Source organism: Streptomyces sp. yr375 (assembly GCF_900110755.1).
Lineage (GTDB): Bacteria > Actinomycetota > Actinomycetes > Streptomycetales > Streptomycetaceae > Streptomyces.
The window spans coordinates 180221-204502 of record NZ_FOFF01000001.1 but is presented as its reverse complement, the minus strand read 5'-3'; the positions used below and the strand labels follow the sequence as shown (position 1 = coordinate 204502).

Genomic DNA, 24282 nt, shown 5'->3' with positions numbered 1-24282 from the left:
GCCGGGCTCGTCAGTCGAGTGCCGTCTCCGGGATCTGTACGTTGGTCGGTTCTCCGGTGCGGGGGTCGGCGGTGAGGCCTCGGCCGGGGGTGCGGTTGCGGAGGTGGGCATGGGTGAGGCGGGTGCCGATGATGTCGCCCTCCATCAGGGACTGGGGGTCCAGGAGGACGCCTCGGCGTTGGCGTTTGAGGGCGCTGAGCCAGCCCAGGGCGCTCACCATGCTCTCGCCCGTCGCGGCGACGGCCACGCCGATGCAGCGGTCCCTGCCGGAGTCGACCAGGGCGCGGAGGTCCTGGTCGAGGTCCGTCGGGCCGAGCAGGTCGGCGTCGTCGACGAGGACCACCCGGGGTTCGGAGCCGGTGCCCAGGGCGGCGGCGAGTTGCTGGGCCGTGGGGGACGGTGAGCTGAGCAGTCGTACGCCCGGATGGCCGTCCAGGGCGCGCAGCGGCGACTCGCGGGGGGTGAGGACGACGAGGCGGGTGCCGGCGGCCAGCAGGGAGACGGCGAGGCTGGCCAGGGTGGTGCTGCGGCCGGAGCCGGGCGGTCCGGCGACCGCGAACGTCGACGTGGTGTCCGCGAAGTCCACGCCGACCGGGGCGACGTCGTCGCCGCCGAGGCCGAGCAGTCCCCACATGGGGCGGCGGAACTCCTCGGGGACCTTCTCGTAGGCCTCCGTGAAGGCGACCTGCGCGGGGAGCGAGCCGATGCGGGCCGGGCGGCGGGCGGCGGCCAGCCCCGCGTCGCGGCGGGTGGCCTCGGCGCCGATCGCGCGCAGCGCCTCCGCCTGTTCCTGACCGGACGCGCCGGGCGCGAGCAGCGCGACCTGGACCTCGACGCCGTCGGAGGTCCAGCCCTGTCCGGGGCGGATGACGTCGGGCAGGTCGCGCGGGCGTCGGCCGACGACGTGGTAGTCGCTGCGGTCGTTGAGCCGCAGCAGCAGTTTGTTGTCGTTGAGGGCGGTGGCCCGGCCGGACAGCAGGGCGCGCTCGGACGTGGCGACGACGTGCAGGCCCGCCGCCGCGCCCTCCCGCAGCAGGCGGTTGACCTGGTCCATCAGGCGGCCGCCGCTGTGGTCGCCGATGAGGTCGGCGAGCGCGTCCCAGCCGTCGATGAGCAGCAGGACGTGCGCCGGGCGGGCGGCCGGCGGGAGGATCTCGCGCAGTTCCGGCAGGTTGGCGGCGTGATGCCGGGTCAGCAGTTCCTGACGCCGGCCCAGTTCGGCGTCGAGCCGGGCGAACAGCCGCTCCAGCCGTTCGGCGTCGCCGCGCGGCACGACCGCGCCGCAGTGCGGCAGGACGCCCAGCGCGGACAGCGCGCCGCCCGCGAAGTCGATGCCGTACAGGTGTACGTCGGCGGCGGAGTGGCCGGCGGCCAGCGCCCCGGCCATCGTCCGCAGCACCTGGGAGCGTCCCGAGCGGGGGATGCCGACGACGTACAGGTGGCCGAAGGTGGCGAGGTCCAGGGGGACCGGCGACTGCGCCTGGGCGGCCGGCAGGTCCGACAGCGCCCAGGACACCGGGGCGAGCCGGGCGGCGCCGGTCGGCTCGGGCTGCGGCAGGTCGGCGGTCAGCACGTGGTGGTCGAGCGGGGGCAGCCACGGGCTGGGCTGCGGGGCGCAGCCCGTCAGCTCCGCCGCCTCGCGCACCGCCTCCACCAGCACGTTGAGGTCGGTGGGGAGGTCGTCGTCCGGGGCGGGCCCGCCGGGCGCGCCGGGCATACCGGTCTCGGCGGGGTCCGGTCCGCCGACGGCGCGGCCCAGGCGCTGCCAGGGCAGGCCGGTGCCCCAGATCTGGCGGGTCTCCCCCTCGGTCGGCCGCTGCCGTTCCTGGGCGGGAGCGGTGGCCCCGGGCCGGGTCGCGCCGCTGTACGCGGTCTGGAAGGGGACGACCGTGCCGTGCCCGAGGCGGGCCAGGGCGCGGCCGGGGGTGTTCGGGGAGATGCTGACGGCGTCCTTGGTGTCGATGACGTCCTGGCTCTCGCCGGCGTCGGTGACGCGCAGGGCGATCCGCAGGTTGGTGTTGGCGCGGATGTCGGCGTTGATCACACCGGCGGGGCGCTGGGTGGCCAGGATCAGGTGGATGCCCAGGGACCGGCCGCGCTGGGCGATGCCGACCAGGCCGGGGATGAAGTCCGGGATCTCCCGGAAGAGGGTCGCGAACTCGTCGATGACGATGACCAGCCGGGGCACCGGCGCCAGTTCGGGGCTACGGCGGCGCATGCTCTGGTATTCGGGCAGGTCCTTGGCCCCGACGCCGGCGAGGACGTGCTCGCGGCGGATCAGTTCGGCCGACAGCGAGGTCAGCGCCCGCTGCACGAGGTGGCTGTCGAGGTCGGTGACCATGCCGAGGGTGTGCGGCAGCCGTACGCAGTCCTTGAAGGCGCTGCCGCCCTTGTAGTCGACCAGGACGAAGGTCAGTTCGTCGGGCCGGTTGGCGACGGCGAGCGAGGCGACGAAGGTCTGGAGCAGCTCCGACTTGCCGGATCCGGTGGTGCCGGCGACCAGTCCGTGCGGGCCGTCCTTCACCAGGTCGAAGGCGGCCGGGCCGTCGTAGCCCGCGCCGAGCAGCACCCCGGTGGACGCCGGCCGCTGCGCCCAACGGGCCGCGATGGTGGGGCCGTTGGGCTCCGGGAGGCCCAGCAGGTCGAGGAGGCCGACCCGGTCGGGCAGCCCCTCCGAGGCGTCCGGGGTGACGTCGTGGATCGGGGCGATGCCGCGCGCGAGGCGTTCGCACCAGGCGGGTTCGACGAGGTCGGGGCGGATGCCGGGGAGGTCGGGCTGTCCGGTGCGGCGCAGGGTGAGCCGCTGATGCTCGTACCGCACGACGGCGGTGCACTCCTCGGGGAGGAGCCGTTCCTCGTGGTCCAGGCAGAGGGGGAAGATCCGGACCGCCGGGCCTTCCTTGAGGATGGACACGACACCGGGGACGTCGCGCAGGCGGCGGGCGCCGTCCATCACGACCAGTACGTCGGGTTCGCTGAGCAGGGCCTTGCTCATGGTCGACTCGGCGGCCCGCTGCCGGGTCCGCAGGGTGGAGACGAGTTCGGCGACCCGGTTGGCGACCGTCTCCGGGTCGTTGCCGATGAGGGTGACGGCGCCGCCGCGGGAGCCGGGCAGTCCGTCGCGGGAGTGCGGCAGCCAGCGGGCCCAGTCCCAGGACTCCTCGGCCGTCTTGTCGGTGAGGACGACGATCCGCAGGTCGCGGGGGGTGTGCAGGACGGCTGCCTGGGCGGTCAGCCAGCGGGCCAGGGCCTGCACCGCGCTACTCTCGCCGGCCAGCCCGACGACCCCGCAGTGCGCGAGGTCGACGCTGACGGGTGCGTCCGGGATGGTCCAGTGCACGGAGGTGTGGTTGTCCTCGCGGGCCGCGTCGTCGATGCCGAGCAGGGACGGCTGGTCGGCGGTGCCCAGGCGCAGCGCCAGGTGGTCGGGGTCGCCCCGGCGGCGCTCCCACAGGCGGCGGCCGGGGCCGACCGCGCACAGTCCGGCCGCCGCCGGGTCGGGCGCGCTCTCGGTGCGCAGCCGCTGCTCGCTCGCGACCTTCCGCCGGACGTCCTCCTCCAGCGAGGCGCGGCGCAGCCGGTAGACGCGGGACCGCTCCTCGTAGTCCTTGCGTTCCTGCCGCCGTCCGCTGACCTGGTTCGCCGCCATCAGCAGCGGCGACAGAAGCATGAAGATCAGGTAGTAGTACGAGTTCCAGAGGAGCACCATGACGAGGCCCATGATCATCGGGGCGAACGCCACGAGGAACGGGATGGGCCTGCGCTTGGGCGGCTCGGGCGGTCCGGGCAGCCGGAAGCGCTCGGGTTCCAGGTGCGGCAGGATGCGCGGCGGCCGGTTGTAGTCCAGCCCGCCGCCGCCCTCGGACGGCACCACCGCGGCGTCCCTCGGGGTCGGCTCGGCCAGCCGCAGCAGGAACTCGCCGAGGGCCAGTTCGCCGCCGAGCGGCCAGGGCTCCCAGCCGTCGGGGAGGGCGACCGGGTCGGGCTCCGCGTCGGCGGCGTCCGCCGCCGCGTGCGCCGCGTCCTCCTCGCGCTCCTCGTCCTGCGGCACCGGCGGCAGCAGCGGGACCTCGGGCTTGCCCCGGTGCTCCGGCGGCTCCGGGACCGACAACCGCACCGCGCCGAGCGGGCCGCCGCCCTGCTCCAGCGAGGCCGAGAGCCTGGGGGACGGCAGCTCGACGACGGCGGAGCCGTCCCAGCGCACGGTGATCCGTACGCCGTCCGACGGCAGGCCACGGCCCTGGAGCGGTACGGCGGAGCCCTCCAGCGGGCCGATGCCGTGGGTGCCCAGGCCCAGGGCGTACACGCGTCCGGCGTCCGGTCCGCCGACCACCTGCAGTTCGACGACCGGCGCATGGCCGACCGACCGCGGCTGCGGCATCGCGGACCGCTCGGGCCCGTACGCCCGGCCGGCCCTCGGTACGGGAGCGCCGAGGCCGAGGACGCTGCCGTCCATGACCGGCGTGGCGGCCAGCGGGGTGCCGGGGGCCAGCTCTTCGCCGCCCAGGTAGCAGACCGGGGTGCCGGGCGTCCCGTCGGCGCGGATCCGGGTCAGGTGTTCGGCGACGTCCTGGACGGGGGTGGCGGCGTCGACGCTCAGCACGATGTCCTGACGGCTCGCGGGGTCGCCGTCGGCGATGGTGGTGACGAGGAGTTTCACGTCTCCCCTTCGGGTGGTTCGCGGGCGGGCGGTGGGCTGCGGTGACGGCGTGGAGCGGCGTTACGGGGCTGCGGGCTGGTCCCCGCCGGTGGACGACGCCTCGGCGGAGCGCGAGCGGGCGGTGGCCGGTTCGGACAGCAGGGGGGAGGCGGTGTCCGTCCGGGGCGGGGGCGTCGGCGGGGGCGTCGGCGGGGGCGTGGGTTCCTCGGTGAGGGCGTGTCGTTCGGGCGGCCGCTGCTCCGGCCATCCGCGCAGTTCGATGGGCGGCTCCACCATCGTGTGCCGCTGCGGTGCGCGGCGGGCGCGACGGCGGTCCGCGCGGACGGCGGCGGCGACGGCCCTGCCCAGCGGGGCGCAGTCCGCGTGCAGCCCGAGTTCCGGGGCGGTGACCCGGCCCCGGGCGTCGACCCGCAGGGCCCAACTGTGCCCGGGTACCGGGCCGTCGGCGAGGCAGACGACGACGCCGGAGGCGGCGAGCGCGCCCAGCCGCCGGGCCTGCTCCCGGGTGGGGGCGGCGCACACCACGACCTCGGCGGCGGTGCCGGCCTCCTCCCGCGCCGGGTCGGCGGGCGTGTCCTCCAGGCGGCGCAGCACGGTGTCGAGCCGCTCGGCCGGGTAGTGCGGGTGGACGCCGTCCGTCACGGTGACCGAGGCTCCGCTGCCCGGTCGGTCGAGCTGCGCGGCGAGCGCCTGGAGCAGGTGGGTCCGGGCGGCCGTATCGCCTTCGACGGTGATCATCCGTGGTCCGGCGGCCAGGTCGAGGTGGACGCAGGCGTCGGCGGCCAGGCCGACGGCGACCGGCAGCGGCCGGATCCGGGCACCCGCGCGGGGCGGGCCGTCGGGCAGCAGCGCGGCCGTCTCGTCCAGGCGGTCCAGGTCCAGGCACCAGGACTGCCGGCCGGCCGCGTCGTCGGTCTCCCACGGCGCGGGCGGCTCGGGCAGCCGCCGGGCGGCCACCTGGACCTCGGCCCAGCCCGGCTCCAGCCGCAGCGCGTAGGCGAACGCCCCGGGCACGTCGCCGAGGGCCGCTCCGGCCGCGTCCAGCAGCCGCCGCACGCGCAGTCCGCCCCGGGGGTCGCCGAGCTGCCGGGCCAGGGCCCGTACGCCTCGGCGATGCCGCCGCCAGGCGCGCACCGGCTCGCCGAACGCCCGCCGGGTCAGCGCGGCCTCCCGGGCGACGCCGCGCCGAAACCGCCGCCAGCCGCCGCGCTTGCGCACGACGTGCCGCAGCAGGAGGAAGAACAGCAGGAGTACGACGACGGCGACGATGACCGGGATCAGCATCGACTCGTCGGGCTTCCCCAGCGCCACCAGCCGACTGCCGGAACCCGCGCCCCCCGCGCTCATGCGGCGACCAGGGCGTGTTCGGGGTGGCGGCGGCGCAGTTCCCGGATGGCGTGGTGGGTGCGGGACTTCACCGTGCCCGGCGGGATGGACAGGGCGTGCGCGGCGTCCGGGCCGGTCCAGCCGAGCACGTAGACGTAGAAGAGCACCTCCCGGTGGGCCGGGGAGAGGCGGGAGAGGGCGTGCACGAGGAAGCAGCGCTGCACCGCCTGGCCGATCGGGTCCACCGGTTCGGCGTGCGCTTCCAGGAGTTCCGGGTGGTACTCGGGGCGCGCCTGCTCGCGTCGCATCCAGTCGATCACCAGGTTGTGCGCCACCCGGAACAGCCAGGCCCGGGACGGCGACCAGCCCGGCGGCTGCTCCTCCGTACTGAGCCAGGCGCGCAGCAGCGTCTCCTGGACGAAGTCCTCCGCGCGCTGCCGGTCGCCGCGCAGCAGGCCGCAGGTGTAGCGCAGGAGCGGCCCGTGATGCCGCTCGTAGAGCTCACGGACGGATCCGTCGCAGGAAGCGGAGGCGGAGGGTCTGGATATGGACGTTGTCATGGGATACCTCCCCCAGCACCGGCGTCGCTGCCACGAGCCGGTCCGGTCAGGCGCCGCGCGTGCGGCGTAGCTGGGCGGGGTGAACGCGGGCTCACCACGTCCACAAGCGGAATCGGATGTTCCTTTTGCGGCGTGAGTCTATGTGGGGTGAAGCGACATTCAAGAGGCTGCCAGATGAACGTGAGGTTCCACATAAAACGGGTGTGCCGGCCCGACAGGGGTGATCCGGGCCGACACCACCGTTTCGGTCACATGAGGGGCGTCAGGAGGGGATGCCGCCGGCGATCTGCCCGTCCAGGTCGCGCACGGAGCCGGCGATCTGCTGGAACTGTTTGGCGAACTCGGTGATGTTCTGCACGGCGTCGGTCACCGACTTGTTGAAGGTCTCGTAGGAGTGCTGCAGCTTGGGGCTGGTCTGCGCGAGCGCCAGGCCGCCGCTCGAGGGGTCGAGCAGGGTCTGTACCTCGCGCTGCAGATCCGCGAGTTGGGGGACGAGCGTGGAGCTGACGGCGTTGTTCAGCTTCGCCGCCGTGGCGTTGATCTGCTCGTCGTCGACCGTGGTACGGGGCATCGTGGCCTCTTTCGTCGTGGTGCGGCCGGCCGGAGCGGCCGGTGCACTCGGGTGATGGGTGGTGCGCCGGGCAACCGACCGAGGTCGGCGCGGCCCGGTGGGGCCCTGCGGGCGTCCGAAGGGGGAGGAGGCGCCCGCAGGGAGTCATGGGGGCGGTCGGCCGGGGACGGTCACTGCCAGTTGATCCCGAGCGTCCCGAGGGGCGGTTCGTCGTTCTGGCGCGTGTGCTGTGTGATCGAGTCGCGCAGGAACCAGGTGCCGTCCGGACGCTTCTGCCAGATCTCCCGGATCTCGTTGTTGCTCCCGTAGGCGACGAACCGGGTGCTGTCCGTCGTGACGACCCGGGTGACCGAGCCGTCGGAGTTCGTGAAGTCCGTCCGGCTGGCGCCGTCCGGCAGCGGGGTGGTCGTCTCCTTGGCGGGCGGGGCACCGGTCGGCCGGCCGTCGCCGTCGACGACGGGGTGCTCGACCGTCAGATAGGCGGGCGGCCGGTCCAGGTACTGCTGGTCGTCCTGCTGGCCCGCCGCCGAGTTGAGGTAGGTGTCCCGGTCCATCGTCAACTCCCACCCGCCGTCGGGGTGTTTGGTGTAGATCTGGAGCGTGTTGCCGGCCTCGTCGGTGACGTAGCGCGTCATGGAGCCGTCGGTGACGCCCTCGGGGCTGGCGTCGACGTAGTCCTTGCGGACGGAGCCGTCGGCGCTGCGGATCGTCGTCACGGAGTCGCCGTCGTCCGAGAGCGAGCGGTACGTCTCGGAGTGGACGAGGCCGTTGTTGTTGGTGATGGTGGTGGTCGTCTCGACGGGATCGCCGTTCTTGTCGACCTCGACCTGGCCGTTGTCGTCGAGCTTGTACGTGACCGTCGTGGTGCCCTCGTCGCTCTGCCAGGTGAAGCCGGTGGGCGGGGGCGGCGGCGCCGGTCCCTCGGGCTCCGTGCCGCCGTACTCCCGGTTCCTGGCCAGCGGGTCGTCGGCGCCGCTCTCCGGGGTCCACGGGGCTTGCTTGTTCAGCGCCCCGAAGTCGTCCGCGTAGTTCTTCTGCAGCGTCTGCGCCTGCTCCCGCAGGGGCTCCTCGTCCTTGTCGAGCTGCTTCAACGCGTCGTCGGTACGGGACTGGTCCTGCCACAAGGCCTGCTGCTGCTTCAGCAGTTCGTCCCGCGACAGGGTCGAGCTTTTCCGGTCCAGATCCTCCTGACGCTTCTGCTGGTCCGCCTGCTCCTTCTCCAATTCGCCGCGTCTGCTTTCCAGTTCGGCGTACTTCTTGGCGAGGAGCTGTTCCTGGAGCCCATAGCGCACACGAAGCCGATCGGCCTGTGCCTCTTTCCGCTGCGAGTCGTTCCTGTGCTGGTAGGCGTCGTTCTCCGCCTCGGCCTGTTTACGCTGGAAGAAAGCCGCCTGTTGGGCCCCGGAGACGGCGAACGACGCGTCCTGGTCGTAAAAGGCCTTGCCGATCTCGTCGAGGAGGTTTCCCAGGTCGGTCATGACCTGCCACGCGTCGCCGAAGGACTTCTGCCAGTCGCCGTAGAAGTCGTTCAGAGCCTCGGCCGTCTGCTTGCGGGGACCGACGTCCGAGGCGGTGAAGGCGTGCTTCGCCTTCGAGGTGACGTCCAGTTCATCGCGAAGGTGCCACACCTGCCGCGCGAGGACGTACATCAAGTCGTAGTCGATCGATATGCGAGCCACGTCTTTGCGTCCTTTCCCTTGGGCATGGTGATGCCCTGTAGACGCAAGAACGGGTCCGCAGGGTTCAAACGAATTTCGCCCGGTTCCCACCGACCGGTAAGTATGTGCCGTGCGTCACTCGGGTGAACTCATGGCCCTTCCTATTACGTCACCAGGAAGTCAACTGCGAGCGCACGGCGACCCTCGAGTCCTGGAACACCTTGGAGGACCCTGTGGCCACCCCGGACGACTGGACAAAAGTCGGTCACGACGGAAATCCGGTGACGGGAAACCCCGATTTCCTCGACGGCATCGCCAGGGACCTCTTCGAACTCCGGGACCTGGCAGGCGATGTCGACGCGGGGCTCGACGCCATGCTGCGCACGTCGGAGGACGGCGGCTTCGAGGGCAAGACGGCGGACGCGCTGCGCAGGTACATCAAGACCGAGCTGAAGACCTTCACGGCGAACGTCACCACCTCCTTCGAGGACGCGGGCCGGGCCGTGACCCGGTACGCGAACGCCCTGCGCAACGCCCAGGGCAGGGCCGAGGACGCTGCGACCCGGGCCGGCCAGGTCGAGGTGCCGCCGGCCGGTGTCGTGGGGAAGAACGCGCCGCCGCCCGCGGAGCTGACCGCCGCCCGCAACGACGTGTCGGCCGAGGTCGACGGGATCAGCGCCGAGGGGAAGATCCTCGAGGATGCCCTGCGGGTCGCGGCCGAGCTGGTGTCCCGGCCCGTCAGGCCGCCCAAGAAGAGCTTCTGGAAGAAGTTCATCGAGAAGTTCTGGCAGGCCCTCGAGATCCTCACGATGGTGCTGACGTTCGCCGCCGTCCTCTTCACCGGCCCCCTGGGCATGATGGCCTTCGGGCTGGGCGCGGTGCTCTTCCTGAAGACCGTGGCCGACTACGCGATGGGCAAGACGAACGCCCTCGGCCTGGGCCTGGCCCTGGTGGGCATCCTCTTCCCGTCGACCAAGGGCCTGATGACGTTCACCAGGGGGCTGCAACTGGTGAAGGGCGCGTCGAGATTCGCGTTGGGCGGTCTGTCGGCGGGCCTCTCCTCCACCTCGCGCATGCTGCTGCGGGGCGGCGGGCTGCTGGCCTCGCCCCGGTCCCTGTTCGCGATGACGGGCGCGAACCTGGTCAAGTGGTCCGCGCGGATGGGCAGTCTGGGCAACTGGGGCCTCGACGCGATGGCGCGCGCCCCCGGCCTCGCCGCCCGCACGGGCCGGATGGCGTCGGCGCTGCTGAGGTCCGGTCCCGGGTTCCTGAAGGGGGTCTGGCAGCAGGGCCGGTTCGCGCTGCGCCGCGACTTCTTCATGTCCACCGCGTTCGTCGGCGGCAGCACGGCGAAGCGGCTGGGCGTCTACTCGGTGATCAACACAGGCCGCCTCTTCGATCTGGCGGTGTCCGCGATCCTGCCGCTCAAGTACTCGGAGCTGGCCGGCCTCGGCTTCCGGGGGGCCTGGCGCGTGGGCATCCTGGAGCGCGGCCTGCTCAGGGGGGCGCCGGCCGGCACGCGGGTCACCGGGGCGGGCCGGCTCGGTGCCGACGTCACCGCGTTCACCACCAGGAACCCGTTCACGCCCGGCTCCGGCAGGGCGTTCGGCGACACGAGCGCGCGCTCGCTGGTCGTGCCGGGCACCCCGGCCTGGGACGACGCGTTGGACACCCTCCGCGAGAGCGCGGTCGCACCGGTCGCGCTGCCGCGTACGCCGGGCTTCAGCTCCCTGGGCCGACCGGGCACCGCGCCCGGCCGGGTGCCGGGCAGCCTCGACGACCTGGTGGAGCCGGGCGTCCTCGACGACCTCGACGCGAGCGGCTCCCGCTTCGGCACGCCGTTCGGCACTCCCCTCGGCAGGACGGGTCTCGGCCCTCTGGACTCGCTCGACTCCCTCGGTTCGCTCGACCTGCGGGCCGGCGGGCCGGTCTCGCCGCGGCTGCGCACCGCGTCCGACGCCTTCGACGAGCTCAACGACCTCCACGGGTTCGGCGGTCTCCACGGGTCCGGCGACCTCGACACGCTCGGCGACCTCGACGCGTTCGGCGCGCCGACCGTGCCGGGGCCGCCCCGGAGCGTCCTGCTGGAGCGACCGCCGAACGCGGTCGCCCGGCTTCGGGACCTGGACGCCCTCGTGGGCCTGGACCGCACCGGGACCGGCCTGCTGAAGCCCCTCGACGACATGCCGGACCTGGCGTCCCTGAGCATCGACGGGAAGCTCGGCGGCCTGACCGAGGAGCAGTTGGGCAAGGTGTTCGACGGGGAGATCGACCTCGTGGACTTCACGCCGGACGGGGTGGTCCTGCGCGTCGGGAAGACCGACCCGGTGGATCTGCACGTCGGGTTCGGGGACGAGGTGACGGTCCGGGTCCTGGACCCCGAGGAGGTCGGCGCCGGGACGCCCAGGTTCCTGGGAACGCTGAGCGGACCGGACTCGCCGGCCCGGCTGGGCGTCCGGCTCGACGACCTCGCGCGTCTGCTCCCCGACTCCGCCGACGGCCTGGGCCACGCGCGTGAGCTGCTCGGACTGGGCCCGGTGCGGACCGAACTCCCCGTCAGGCCCGTCCATCCCGTCGATCCGGTGAGGGCGCGGACCGGTGGGCCGGCCCTGACCCTGCGGGAGATCGTCACCGGCGGGGCGGTCGGCAAGACCGCCACGGACCGCTTCCAGGCCTGGCTGCGCGCGCAGCACGCCGGGGTGGAGCTGGACTCGGCCGGCCGCACCCTCACGCGCGTCACCGAGCAGCCCGGTCTGCCCCCGCTGAGCCGTGCGCAGGCCGAACTCGACCTGAGCGCGGCGGAAGTGAAGGTCACTCAGGCCCGGATCGACTTCGACAGGCTCGGGACGAGCCTGGACACCGTCCACCAGGACATCACCGTGATGATGGCCCGTCTGGACGGTCCGGCGGCGAGCATGCCGACCGGTGAACTGCGGCTGCTGGACGACCTGGGGCAGCCCACCGGTCAGTGGATCACCATGGAGCCCGGCGCGAACCTCACATGGGTCCTCCGGACGGACACCGGGATCGTCCCGCACGTCAAGGTGGACATGGTCGACGGCGTGTTCACCGTCACCGCCCCCGACGGCGTCCGCACCACGATCGGCGCGGACGGCAGGATCCTGGCGGACGGCAAGGCCGTGCTCGTGGACACGCCGGTTCCCCAGGTGCACTGGCTGGTGCGGCAGGACATGGACTTCTCGGCGGCGAGTCTCAAGTCCGGGATGAAGACGCGGCTGACCGAGGACGGCCTCGTCCCGGTCAAGGTCGACGGAACCATCTCACCGCTCCAGGCGGTGACCACGGTCAACGCCAAGGCGCTGAAGGAGAACAGTCCGTTCACCGCGTTCTCGCCGCCCGGCACCCTCGCCAAGCCCTACGGAGGCAGCGAGCTGGGACTCGACGTGGTCGCCCTCGGCCATGACATCAGGGCCGGGCTCGAAAGCGTCAAGGACGTACGGATCGTCTCCAACACGCAATTGCAGCACGACATCCTGAACGAGATCCGGCTCAAGGTCGAGAACGCCCAACTGACCGTCCCGCCGAATTTCAACCACATGACCAGCAACAAGGAAATACAGAATTTCCTCACCGTCGACAACAAGATAACCAAGGGCATCGCCACCAAGGTCACCCCGGACATCAAGGCACTGCTGCAAGTGCGCCGTGACGGCACCTGGCTGGTGAAGGGGGACATTCCGAAGCGGTATCTGACCGGGCCCTATCCGAGCGCCGACTCCCTGAAGTTCGTACCGGCCGCGCCGACGACACCGCTCACGATCGCCCCGGACGCGCTGGAAGCCGCGGGTCGGGCCTCCGGGTCGGGCGGCGGACGGCCCATGGAGGCCCTGAATCCGGTGCCCCGTTCGGACAGCTTCTTCGTCAACCGGTTCGAGCTCGACGAACTGCGACAGGTCACCCTCGTCCGGCAGGACGACCACCCGTTCGTCCAGATCATCGACGTGGACAAGGGCCTGCGGAAGTCGCACTTCGCCTCCGACATCGGCATGATCCCGGCCAATCCGGAGGGGAACACCACCGCGTTCCAGCATGTGCGGGGCGCCGGAAACGTACAGCAGAAGAGCGAGAGCCCGTTCACGTCGTTCGCCGTCGCCAACGGCGATCACAAGGTGTACGGCAAGTTCCAGTTCACCCTTGACGTCCATCGGTTGGGCGCGGACATCAAGGCCGGAACGCTTAAAAACGTCGGGATCCTTCCGGCGCACAATCTCCAGCAACTGATCCGCGAACAGCTCGACTGGAAATTCGGAAAGCGCCTCGACTTCGAGTCGCTCAAGGCGGACAGCACCACCCAGGACGCCATCGCCTTCCTCAAGGAGAACGACGTCAAGTTCGCGGGCCGGGGCGGCGCGGACCTGAGCACCACGTTCGCCCAGGACGTCCGCGTCCTGCTGAACACCAGGCGCGACCAGGAGTGGCTGATCAAGGGCGTCATCCCCGAGAGGTACCTCGACGGCCCGCACCCCACGGCGACACCGTCCACCCCCGCCCTCGACGAGGCCGTCGGGAACCTCCACCTGGCGGACACGGTCAAGACGGACGTCGACGCCATGCCCGTCCTCGTCGAGTGGCGCACCGCCCCCGACGGCGTGGTGCCGCTGGATCTGCGCCCCGGCGAGCTGCGGTTGGCGGACGAACGGGGGCGGCCGACCGGGCAGTGGATCACGTTCGAGCCCGGTGCGGAACTCACGTGGGCGCTCAGGACGGACGCCGGGATCGTCCCGGACGTCAGGGTGGACCTGGTCGACGGCGGGTTCACCGTCACCGCGCCCGACGGCGTCGTCACCGGGTTCGGGCCGGACGGCCTGCCGGCGCGCCTCGGTGACGCCGGGCCGGACCGGCTGTCCGTCGCCGCCGACCGCACGGTCGACGTCGAGGGCATCCGTCCGGAGCCGGTCTGGCGCGAGAGCGACGAGACGCTGTGGCGCATCGGCGGCAGACGGGGGCTGGACCAGATCTTCGACGAGGGGTTCCGCGCCCGGGACGTCTCGGAAACCGATCTGGAGGTCATGGTCAGGACGGGCCAGCCGTCGGCGTTCGTGAGCACCACGAGCGACCGGAACCTCGTCTGGGACGGCGTGTTCAAGTTTGAGATCGAGGCCCCGGGCGGGATCGACGTCGGCCGGACCTTCGAACGGGCCGAGGGTACGGACGCCTGGCGGGCGTCGGGCTGGGAGTCGGAGCACGAGATCGCCTTCCCCGGTGGCATCTCCCCGGAGTTCATTCGCGGCGCGTACCGGATGGACGCGCAGCACAACCTCGTCGAGTGGGTCCCGAACCCCCGCTTCCAGGGCCGCAGCCCGCTGCCCGAGCTGGCGGCGGACCTGAAGCTGTCCCCGGAGGCTCCGTCGGCCCTCGGCGCGGCGGACTTCCAGGGGTTGTCCGTCGACGAGCAGGTGCGGCTGCTGGACCGGTTGGATCTGGACGGCTTCAAGGGCGTGGACGGCGCCGACAGCCCGCACGGGTCGGAACTGCACGGGCTTGGACTGGACGGGTCGGAACTGGACGGGCTGGGCAGCGAGGTGGGCGGCGATCTGGATCTCGGCTACCTCTCGGACTCGTCCCTGCTGGACCGGTTCGACGCGCCGCACGAGCCGGCCGGCACCTGGACCGGCGGCCCGGACAGCCGTCCGCCGACCCCCGATCACCTGGACCTCGGGGATCTGCCCGACCTCGACGAGTCGGCCCTCCGCGCCACCCTGGACGAGCACCGGCAGGTGCTGGACGACTACCGGCGGGCGCTGGGCGACCCGATCCGCGTCCCCCTGTCCGGCTCGGACGAGTTGGCGGGTCTGGAGCTACGGGTGACGCGCCTGCCCGACAGCGGTACGGCACCGGGCTCGATCCGGCTGGAGCTCGTCGACGTCGTCCACGCGGGCGGCGGGCCGGGACGCGCGGCGGAGTTCACGGTCGAGGTGCTGGACGACGGCGGCCGGGTCGTCGTCACCGACCCGGCCGGGCACACCCGGTTCACGCTCGGTGCCGACGGCCGCTTCCTCGGCCGGGAGACGGCCCTCACCGGTGACGGGCTGCCGGACGGGCTGCGCATCGGCGTGACGGTCGGTGCCGGTCCGGACGGAGCACCGCGCACGGCGGTCCGGTTGACCGGTCCGCCCGGACCGCGCGGCTCGCTGCGGCTCACCCCGGTGGAGGGCACGCTCGCCGAGCGGCTGCCCGGCGGTTTCACCCTGTCCGACACGGTCACCGGCAGCCGCTTCCACTTCGACCTGAACGGCCGCCTCGCCTTCCGCGACCTGCCCGCCCACGACGGCTCCGGCCTCGCCCGCTTCACCGAGGGCGCCGCCCCCGGCACCCCGCCCCTGCGACTCGACGAACTGGGCGGGCCGGGCGAACTCGGCGGCGTGAGCGAGCGGTTCCCGCTGGGCACCATCCCCGAGGACGGCGTCCTGGACGAGGCCGCCGCCACGGCGACGGACCTCTTCGACCGCACGATCGCCGAGGCGACGGACTTCCGTACCGCCGCCTTGGGTCGACTGGACCTGGGCCGCGTCCTCGGGGACGTGACGCCGGGCGGTCTCACGCCCGCCGAACTGTCCGGGCTGCGGGTCACCCACGTCCGTGCCCCCGCCGCCGACGGTCGGCTCGCCGACGCCTACCACCTCGTCGGCTCCCCCGAGGCGACCGCCCGCTTCACCCTCACCCCGTCCCCGGACCGGGCGGGTGGCTTCGTCGTCGCCGACGGCGTCACCGGCGGCCGTTTCCACTTCGGCCCCGACGGCACGATGACCGTGCGGGAGCTGCGGCTCGACGGCGGCTGGGGGGTCGTACGGTTCGACCCGGCGACCGGAGCGGCCTTCGCGCACACCGCGTCGGACGGGACGCCGACGCGCCTGGTGCCCCGGTCCGTGGACGGCGGGCGCGTGACACTCGCACCGGCCGACGGGCTCCCGAACCGGCGGCTGGAACAGATGGTCTTCGACACCGGCACCGGGAGCCTGGTGGAGCGGACCGTCGCCGCGTTCGGCGAGCGCGGCGAACTGCTGGGCCCCTACTGGAAGATCGACCACCTGACGGAGACGGCCGTCCGGCTGGACGACACGGGCCGGCCGCTGACCGGCCGGCTCGACACCGCCGTCTTCAGGCCCGAGCCCAACGGCGAGTTCCAGTTGGTGGGCGACGGCGACCGGGTGCTCTTCGCGAGCCGTGGGCCGGGCCGGCTCGAAGCGGCGGCGAACCCGGCGGTGGACCTGAACCGGATGGTCCCGGACGCCCCGGTGTGGCGGCGCGGCACCGAAGTGCTGTGGCGGTACGACGACAGAGGCCCGGCGATCATCTTCAAGGAGGGCTTCCAGCCGAAGGACGTCAGCGCGGTCGACCTCCCCAGGTTCGTGGTGACGAACGACGACGCGGCCTTCGTCAGCACCACCTACGACGTCGACCTCTCGTGGGGAAGCCGGTACAAGTACAAGATTCACGCCCCCGGCGGGATCGACGTCAACAAGACCCTCGACGGCACCTACCAGACCATGCTCGACAAGCCCGGGAACAAACACTGGGACGAGCACGAGGTCTCGTTCCCGGGCGGTGTGCACCCCCGGTTCATCGCGGGCGTCCACCGGCTCGACAGCCAGGGCCTGCCCACCGCGTGGAAGGCGAATCCGGGCTTCACCCCGTGGGCGAACCCGACGCGGTGGGACAAGAACGCGCACTACGGCATCGACCCGACGGCTGAGCGGCTGCGCCGCGTGGAAGAGGATCTGGCGGTCCCCCTGAGCCACCGGTTCCCCATGACCGACATCCCCGAGAACGCCCTGCTGGGAAGGGGTTTCGCCGAGCGGTTCCCGCTGGACGCGATCCCCGAGGGGACCGTCACGGACATCGCCCTGACGGGGCCGGGGCTGGACGGGCTGCGGGTGCGGATCAGCGAGGCCCCGGCCACGGAGACGCTGCACGCGTCCAGGGACCTGGAACTGGTCGACCACCGCGGGCTGCCGGTCGACAGCGGGTTCACCGTGGAACCTCGGGAGGGCGGCGGGTTCACCGTGACCACGCCGGCGGGGGACGCGCGCTGGCACCTCGACGCGGCGGGGCGGCCGGAGTTGCGTGATGTGCGGCTGCCGGGAACGGAGTCGGCCCTGCGCTTCGACGTCTCCGGCGCCGCCGCGCCGCCCCGGGTGACCGGGTGGGACGGGTCCGTGAGGACGCCGGAGCACGCGATGGTGGAAGCGGTCCGGGACGCCTCGGGCCGGCCGGCCGGTCACACCGTACGGCTGCCCGGCGCGGGCGGGACTCCGGTGGCGTGGCGGTTCGACGCCGCCGGGAGGCTGACGTACCAGCAGACGCCGCTGGCGGGCGAACGGCTGGGCGGGCTCACCGGGTTGCGGGTGGGGACGACGTTCACCTCGGACGCGGCGGGCACGTCGACCGGCCGGGTCTTCGAGCTGATCGGCCCGTCCGGTGCGACCAGCGGCTTCCGGGTCGTGCCGCCGGACGCCGGGCCGGCCGGGCCGCTGACGGGCGGCTTCACCGCCGTCGACACGGTGACCGGCAGCCGGTTCCACTTCGACGCGGCCGGACAGCTCGCCTTCCGGGACGTCCCGGCACGCGACGGCGACGGATTCCTCCGCTTCGTCGAGAACGCCCCCGACGCCCCGCCGATCCGGCTGGACGACCCCGGCGACGGCATCGTCGGGGGCGACGGTCCCGGCGAGATGGCGCGGATCTTCGACATCACGCTCGACGAGGCGGCGCACCTGCGCGCGCCGATCGAGGGCACGGCCGCCGAACTGTCGGACGTGTCGGGGGCCCTGGACTTCCTGCGCGTCGCGCCCGACTCCGAGGTCTTCCAGACCCTCGACCTCCCCCGCGTCGAGCAGCTCGCCGACGCGGCCACCGAGTCGCTGAACCGGTTCGGCCTGAGCCCGGACCTCCTGCACGACCAGTTCCGTGAGATGACCGCGCAGGCACACCGCAACCTCCGGCAGGGCGCGGCCACCGCGCTGCGCGAGTACCAGAACCTGCCGCTCGCCGTCCGTCTCGACGATCTCCGGGCGGGCGGCGGCCGCAGCGTCGGCGACTTCACCGTGACGCCGACCCCGCACGGCGGGCCCGGTGGCAGCCAGTACACCGTCACCCACTCGGCGACGGACCTGGCCACGGGCTTCGGCGCGCACGGCGAGCGCCGCTACCAGGAGGTGTTCCTGCGGGGCGGCCCCGGCGACCTCGACCGGCTGCGGCTCGGCATCACCGGCCGCGCGACCGAGGGCGGGCCCTGGACGCCGGACTCCTTCACGTTCGTGGGCGCGCGCCCGGCCTCCGACTCCCACACCCTCACGGGCCTCGCCCCGAGCGCCCCGGCGGACCTGCGCGGCGGCTTCACCGTCACCGACGCGTCCGGGGTCACCCGGTGGCACTACGGCCCCGAGGGCACGGCCGCGCTGCGGGACGTCGAACTCCCCGGCGACCGGGGCACCTTCCGCTTCGACGCGGGCGCGCCCGACGGCGTGCCCCGGGTGCTCGACACGGCGGGCCGGCCGGCCACGGCCCTGCGCGCGGAGCGGCTCGACGACGGCCGGCTCGCCCTGATCCCCACGTCGGACGCCGCCCAGCCGCTGGAGCGGACCCTGTTCGACGCCGACGGCACCACCCTGCTGGCAGAGACCGTCGCCGTCCGCGGCAGCGGCGGGAGCCCCACCGGCACGTACTGGACCATCGACCACGTGACCGGCGAGGCCGTCCGTACCGACTCCGACGGCACCGCGTTCACCGGCCGCTACGACACCGCCACGGTCGAGCGGTCCGGCACCGGCCAGTTCCGGCTGACGGGCACGAGCCCCGGCAAGGTGACCCTCTTCGAGCGTGAGGTGCTGAAGAACGGCAACACCCTGCACGTCGACCTGCACCGCTCCGGCCACGCCCGGTGGACGGAGTTCGACGGCGCCGGCCGGCGGGTCCGGCACGGCGAGCGGATCGCGGACGTCGACCAGCGCACGCTGCACGACGTGCCGTCCGGTTCCTGGCGGGTCCTCAACACCGTCGACGTACGGACGTACACGAAGGCCGCCGACGGCGGTCTCGTCCGGGCCGAGAAAGGGGCGGACGGCCACTGGACGTGGCAGCGCTTCGACAAGGACGGCGGCGAGGCGCTCACCGGCGACCGGCACTGGAGCTGGAACCACGTCGCGTTCAGGGACACCTTCCGTGATCCGGCCACCGGGCGGGAGACGGTGGCCCAACAGCGCGGGCAGACCTGGCCGTTCGACGGTCTGCACGGCTCCGGGCTGTACCGGGAGAACGCGGTGCTGCCCGGTCACGCCCCCGCCGGAGCCCGGATCGACCCCGGCGACCACACCGGCTACCACTCGATCACGCAGACCGAGCGTCTGGAGGCGCTGTCGGACGGCGGGAGTCTGCTCGTCAAGCGGTTCTCCGACATGCGTCCGCCGGCCTTCCTGTGGAAGGGGGCGGCGGGGCGCAACCCGTTCGAGGGCTTCTTCCGCGACCTGTTCGGCGGCGAGTCCCTGAACCGGGTCAGCCACTGGACCGAGACCGCCGCCGACGGCACCGAGACGACCGGCGTCCGGCTCAACGCGACCGGCGCGAACTGGGTCGACGTCGACCGGTTCGGCCGCCTCGTGCGGGAGAGCCGGAAGCTGGAGAACGGCCATGTCGTCGAGGTCGGGCGCAGCCCGGAGGACCCCACGCGCTGGGCGCCGGTCCCGGAGCACCGCGAGGGCGGCCCGTACGAGCTGCACTGGCGGGACACGACGAGCGGCCTGACCGGCACCCGGCAGGTCGACGGCCAGGGGCGGTGGCAGGACCTCTTCCGCGACGACCAGGGCGTCGAGCGGGTTCAACTGCGCAGCCAGGGCCGGGGCACCCGGGAGTATCTGCACACCGCTCCCGCCGCCGAGGAACTCCGCCTCGACGACGGCACGGGCTTCTGGGTGGACAAGAACGCCCAGCAGCACGTCTCCGGCCGCCGCGACCTGGTGGACGGCACGATCGTGGAGGCGTCGGGCGACCCGTACCGCACCAGGTGGACGTGGAAGGCGTACGACCCGAGCGCCCCGCACACCGTCGTCGGCGAGGGGCTGCGGCTGCAGAACCGCGGTTCGATCTACTCACGGCCCTGGGACGACTCGTTCAGGGACTTCGACCGCGGCGGCGACCTCGTCCGCGAGCGCAACGCCACCGATGTTGGAAGCTCCTGGGTCGACGCGGTGAAGCAGGACGACGGCGGCTGGCGGTGGACCAAGCGGGCGGCCGACGGCACCGTCCACTCCGAGGGCGTCCGCGTCCACGACGACATCACGGCCGGCCGGTGGCGCGACCTCGTCGACGATCAGGTGGTGCGGCGGCGGACCGGGGGCCGGGTCCGGGAGTACCAGTACGAGCCGATCACCACTCCGGAACGGTCGCCGGCACCCCCGACGGCCCCGGCTTCCGTCGCCCCCGCCTCCCCTGCCAGGACGACGCTGCGGGACCTGTTCGCCGACTCCCCCCGGGTGGCCGAACCGGCCGCCGCCACCCCCGTGAGGGCGACGCTGCGGGATCTGCTCAACGCGTCCGTCCGGCACTTCGAGACGCCGGCCACGGTCCGTGTCGACCCGGACGTCTGGAGGGAGTTCGAGGCCGGCAAGGTCTTCCGCGAGCGGGTCGCCGTGGACGGCGTCCCGGGCCGACACCGTCTGGTCGACAAGCAGTGGGGCCAGTGGGTGGAGTACCAGAGCGGTCACGTGGTGCAGTGGCGGACCATCGACGGACGGGTCTGGTCGACGGACGCGTTCGGCCGTTTCGGCACCTCGGGACCGGCCAGGGCCGCCCAGTTCCTGGCCGGGGGCCTGCCCCGGATCGGCGGCGACGTCGGCCTGCCCGGCAGCGGCGGCTGGTCGCTGATCGGCCGGGAGGTCCCCTTCCGCGGCACGGACGTCGAGATCATGGGGCATCTGCGGGAGATCCAGGACGTGTGGCACGGGCCGTTCACCGCCTTCCAGGGCGGCGAGGCGGTCGAGATGCCCATGTGGCAGCGCGAGTTGCGCAGCGGGCTGACCACGTTCGCCACCGGCTTCCTCACCGACTTCACCGCGAACCTGGCGATCACCGCCGCCGTGAACAACGGCAACGTGAAGGACGTCGACGTCTTCAAGGCGCTGCTCGGCGGGACGGTCGGCGGAGCCTTCAGCGGCGGACTCAACCTGCTGTACAACCAGACCCGGCTGGGCTGGCTGCGCACCAGCATGGGCACGACGGACTGGGGCGGGCGCCCCGACCAGACCCTCACCACCCAGTCCGAGGACTGGGCGGGCGATTTCAGCGCCCAGGAGAAGGCGACCCGCTGGCGCGGTGCGACGTACGCCAACACCGTCGGCCTCGCCACCGGGGCGCTCAGCGGTTTCGTCAGCAACGCGGTCAGCGCCTCGGTGTTCGGGGTCAACGGCCATGACGTCCAGGGCGCGGACGCGCTGCTGGCCGGCGGGTGGGGCGCGGCGGGCTCCCTGTTCGGCGGGGTGACCACCGGTCTGGCGAGGAACATCTGGCATCTCACGACCGGCGCCCGCGTCTTCCACAAGGGCGGTCTCGGCGAGCTGGGCATGAACTGGGCCGAGTCCGCGCTGTCCCGGTACCTCACGTTCGTCATCACGCAGGCGGACAGCCACAACGGCGGCAACCTCCCCGGTCCGGGCCGCGCCTTCCCACCCCCGACCCCGCCCACACCCACACCCACACCCACGCCGACACCCACGCCGCCGTCCGAGCCCTCCGCGGCTCTCCCCGAGACCATGGAGCTCCCGTGACCGCCATCACCGCCACCGTGCACCGGGTCGCGCCCAAGGGGCGCGGCGCCCACCGCAGCATCACCGCCGCCGTGCGCGCCGCCGCCGACGGTGACGAGATCCGGATCGCCGCGGGCGAGTACGTCGAGGCGCTGGTCCTGGACCGTGCGGTGTGCCTGCTGCCGGAGGACGGTCCGGACCGGGCCGTACGGGTGCTGGCGGCCGACCCGGGCCGGCCGGTCGTGGAGGTCACCGCGCCCGGCGTCCGCGTCGGCGGTATCGCCCTGGTGGGGCAGGACCCCGCGCTGCCCGCCGTGCTGGTGACCGGCGGGGGCCTGGAGCTGGACGGCTGCGAGGTCTCCGGCGGGCGCGTCGAGGCGGGCGGTGACACGTCGTTGACGCTGCGCGGCTGCCGCGTCTTCGGTGCCGCGCTGGCCGGGGTGCACGCGAACACCACCGGTCCGACCGCGTTGACCGACACGGTGGTCGAGGACGTCGACGGCACGGGCGTCGTCCTCGGTTCGGCGACGAACGCCGAGGCCACGGGGTTGACGGTGCGTCATGTCACCGGTTCCGGGGTGCGGGTGCGGGGCCGGGCCCGGGCGGTGCTCCGCGACTGCCGGATCACCGCCCCCGGCCGCAGCGGACTGCTGGTGGAGGACGACGCGGCCGTGACCGCGCTGGAGTGCCGCGTGGCGGACACGGGCGCGGAGGGCGTCCGGGTGCTGGGCAGTTCCCCGCGCCCCGAGGCGGCCCGGGAACACGGGCGGCCGACGGTCGTGGACACGGCGGACGGCGGGGTCGTACTCGCCGACTGCCAGGTGCTGCGCACCGGCTCGGACGGGGTGGCGGTCTCCGGCTCCGGTGACGTCCTGCTGCTGAACTGCCGACTGCGGGACGGCGCGGGCGCCGGCGTGAGCGCCGAGGACGACAGCACGGCCGTCCTGGCCGACTGCCAGGTGGACCGGCCGCACGGCTCCTGCCTGGTGGCCCGGGGCACCGCCCGGCTGTCCGCGCAGGACACCGCGCTGCACGGCAGCCGCGCCAACGGCCTGCTCGCGGGCGACCGTTCCCAGGTGCGGCTGGCGTCGAGCGATGTGACGGACTGCGGCTTCAGCGCGGTGCACGCCTGCGACGACGCCCGGCTGTCGCTCACCTCCTGCCGGATCGGCTCCACCCCCGAGCACGGCGTCCGGGCCACCGACCGGGCCGAACTCACCGTCGAGGGCGTCCGCATCAGCGACTGCGGCCTGTCCGGCCTCCAGATCGACGCCGCGGCGGGGGCCCGGGTGCGCGGTCTGTCCGTGGTACGGGGGCGTACGGGCATCAGCGCCGAGTCCACCGGGACGGTCGTCCTGGAGGAGTGCGACGTCACCGGCGCCGAACGCGCCGGGATCACCTGCGGAACGGGGACGTCGGCCGTGGTGCGGGGCTGCCGGATCAGCGGCACCGGCACGGCGGGGCTGGTGGTCGGCGAGCGGGCGACGCCGAGCATCGAGGACTGCACGGTGCGCGACACCGCCGGTTCCGGTCTGGTCCTGGGCCCGGCCGCCGAACCGCGCGTCAGGTCCGTCACCGTGGCCCGGACGGGCAAGAACAGCCTGTTCGTCGGCGAGAAGGCGCGGGGCACCTTCGAGGACTGCGTCTTCGCCGGGTCGGGCACCGACGGTCCGGCGTTCCCGGCCGTCCATGTGTCGGCGGGGAGCGCGCCCGTGCTACGCGGCTGCCTGGTGCGCGACGCCGAGGAGGACGTGGCCGCGGAGAAGGGCGCCCGGCCGGTGTTCGACGACTGCGTCTCGCGGAACGTGACGAACCCGGCCCTGCCGACCGGCGCGAAGGAGGCGCTGCCGAACACGGCCGGCGGGGACCCGGCGGCCGGGACCTGCGCGCGGGAGACCGAGGCGCCCTCGGAGGACACCCTGGAGGACCTGCTCGCCGAACTCGACGGGCTGGCGGGCCTGGAGCGCGTCAAGCACGACGTGTCGTCCCTGGTGAAGCTGATGCGGACGGTGCGCCGCCGCGAGGAGATGGGCCTCGCGGCTCCCCCGCTCAGCCGCCACCTGGTCTTCACGGGGAACCCCGGCACCGGCAAGACGACCGTGGCCCGGCTCTACGGCCGCATCCTGGCCGCCGTCGGCCTGCTGGAGCGCGGCCACCTGGTCGAGGCGGACCGCTCCGCGCTGGTCGGCGAGTACGTCGGCCACACCGGCCCCAAGACCGCGCGGGTCTTCCAACAGGCCCGGGGCGGCGTCCTGTTCATCGACGAGGCGTACTCCCTGACCCAGTACGCCGGTTCCAACGACTTCGGCCAGGAGGCGATCGCCACGCTGCTGAAGCTGATGGAGGACCACCGTGACGACGTCGTGGTGATCGTCGCCGGATACCCGAGGGAGATGGAGGTGTTCGTCCGCTCCAACCCCGGCCTCGCCTCACGCTTCAACCGCACCCTGCTCTTCGAGGACTACGGCTCCGCCGAACTGGTCAGCATCGTGGAACTCCAGGCGGCACAGCACCAGTACGAGCTGACACCGGCCGCCGGCGAGGCCCTGAAGGCGCACTTCGACGCCCTCCCCCGGGAACGCGGCTTCGGCAACGGCCGCGCGGCCCGCCAGTTGTTCCAGGCGATGACGGAACGCCAGGCCTACCGAGTCGCCGAACTACCGGAAGCCACGGAATCCGACCTGATGACCCTGACACCGGGAGACCTCCCGTAGCAGGACGCGGCCCGAACCCAACGGCCGAAAGCCCC

General features: G+C 73.1%; 7 protein-coding genes. 2 read left to right on the top strand and 5 right to left on the bottom strand.

What is annotated here, in order from left to right; all coding sequences use genetic code 11:
- Positions 1 to 10: 10 nt before the first annotated feature.
- The 5 genes from BMZ82_RS00700 to BMZ82_RS00680 form a co-directional block, all read right to left on the bottom strand.
- Positions 11 to 4660 carry an FtsK/SpoIIIE domain-containing protein gene (locus tag BMZ82_RS00700; protein ID WP_256251697.1) on the bottom strand — a complete coding sequence of 1550 codons (4650 nt, stop codon included), beginning with the start codon at positions 4658 to 4660 and terminating at the stop codon, positions 11 to 13.
- A gap of 60 nt (positions 4661 to 4720) precedes the next feature.
- Positions 4721 to 6007, bottom strand: coding sequence for a hypothetical protein (locus tag BMZ82_RS00695; RefSeq protein WP_143098808.1), 1287 nt, complete (start codon positions 6005 to 6007; stop codon positions 4721 to 4723).
- A complete protein-coding gene (locus tag BMZ82_RS00690; RefSeq protein WP_093770477.1) occupies positions 6004 to 6546 on the bottom strand; it encodes a sigma-70 family RNA polymerase sigma factor in 543 nt (180 codons plus the stop codon). The genes BMZ82_RS00695 and BMZ82_RS00690 overlap by 4 nt, the downstream gene beginning before the upstream one ends.
- Positions 6547 to 6808: 262 nt before the next feature.
- Complete coding sequence (locus BMZ82_RS00685) at positions 6809 to 7117, bottom strand: hypothetical protein (protein WP_177244317.1); 309 nt, start codon at positions 7115 to 7117, stop codon at positions 6809 to 6811.
- A gap of 170 nt (positions 7118 to 7287) precedes the next feature.
- Positions 7288 to 8796: a hypothetical protein gene (locus BMZ82_RS00680; RefSeq protein WP_093770475.1), complete on the bottom strand. Its 1509-nt coding sequence runs from the start codon at positions 8794 to 8796 to the stop codon at positions 7288 to 7290.
- A 260-nt stretch (positions 8797 to 9056) separates the two neighbouring features.
- On the opposite strand from BMZ82_RS00680, the gene BMZ82_RS00675 reads away from it, so the two are divergent.
- Positions 9057 to 21554 carry an RHS repeat domain-containing protein gene (locus tag BMZ82_RS00675; protein ID WP_093770473.1) on the top strand — a complete coding sequence of 4166 codons (12498 nt, stop codon included), beginning with the start codon at positions 9057 to 9059 and terminating at the stop codon, positions 21552 to 21554.
- A complete protein-coding gene (locus BMZ82_RS00670) occupies positions 21551 to 24247 on the top strand; it encodes a right-handed parallel beta-helix repeat-containing protein (protein WP_093770471.1) in 2697 nt (898 codons plus the stop codon). Before BMZ82_RS00675 ends, BMZ82_RS00670 begins: the two co-directional genes overlap by 4 nt.
- Positions 24248 to 24282 lie beyond the last annotated feature (35 nt).

Bases quoted from the DNA above. Each gene is read 5' to 3' on its own strand.
- BMZ82_RS00685 (WP_177244317.1), bottom strand. From the start codon at position 7,117: ATGCCCCGTACCACGGTCGACGACGAGCAGATCAACGCCACGGCGGCG.
- BMZ82_RS00695 (WP_143098808.1), bottom strand. From the start codon at position 6,007: ATGAGCGCGGGGGGCGCGGGTTCCGGCAGTCGGCTGGTGGCGCTGGGG.
- BMZ82_RS00690 (WP_093770477.1), bottom strand. From the start codon at position 6,546: ATGACAACGTCCATATCCAGACCCTCCGCCTCCGCTTCCTGCGACGGA.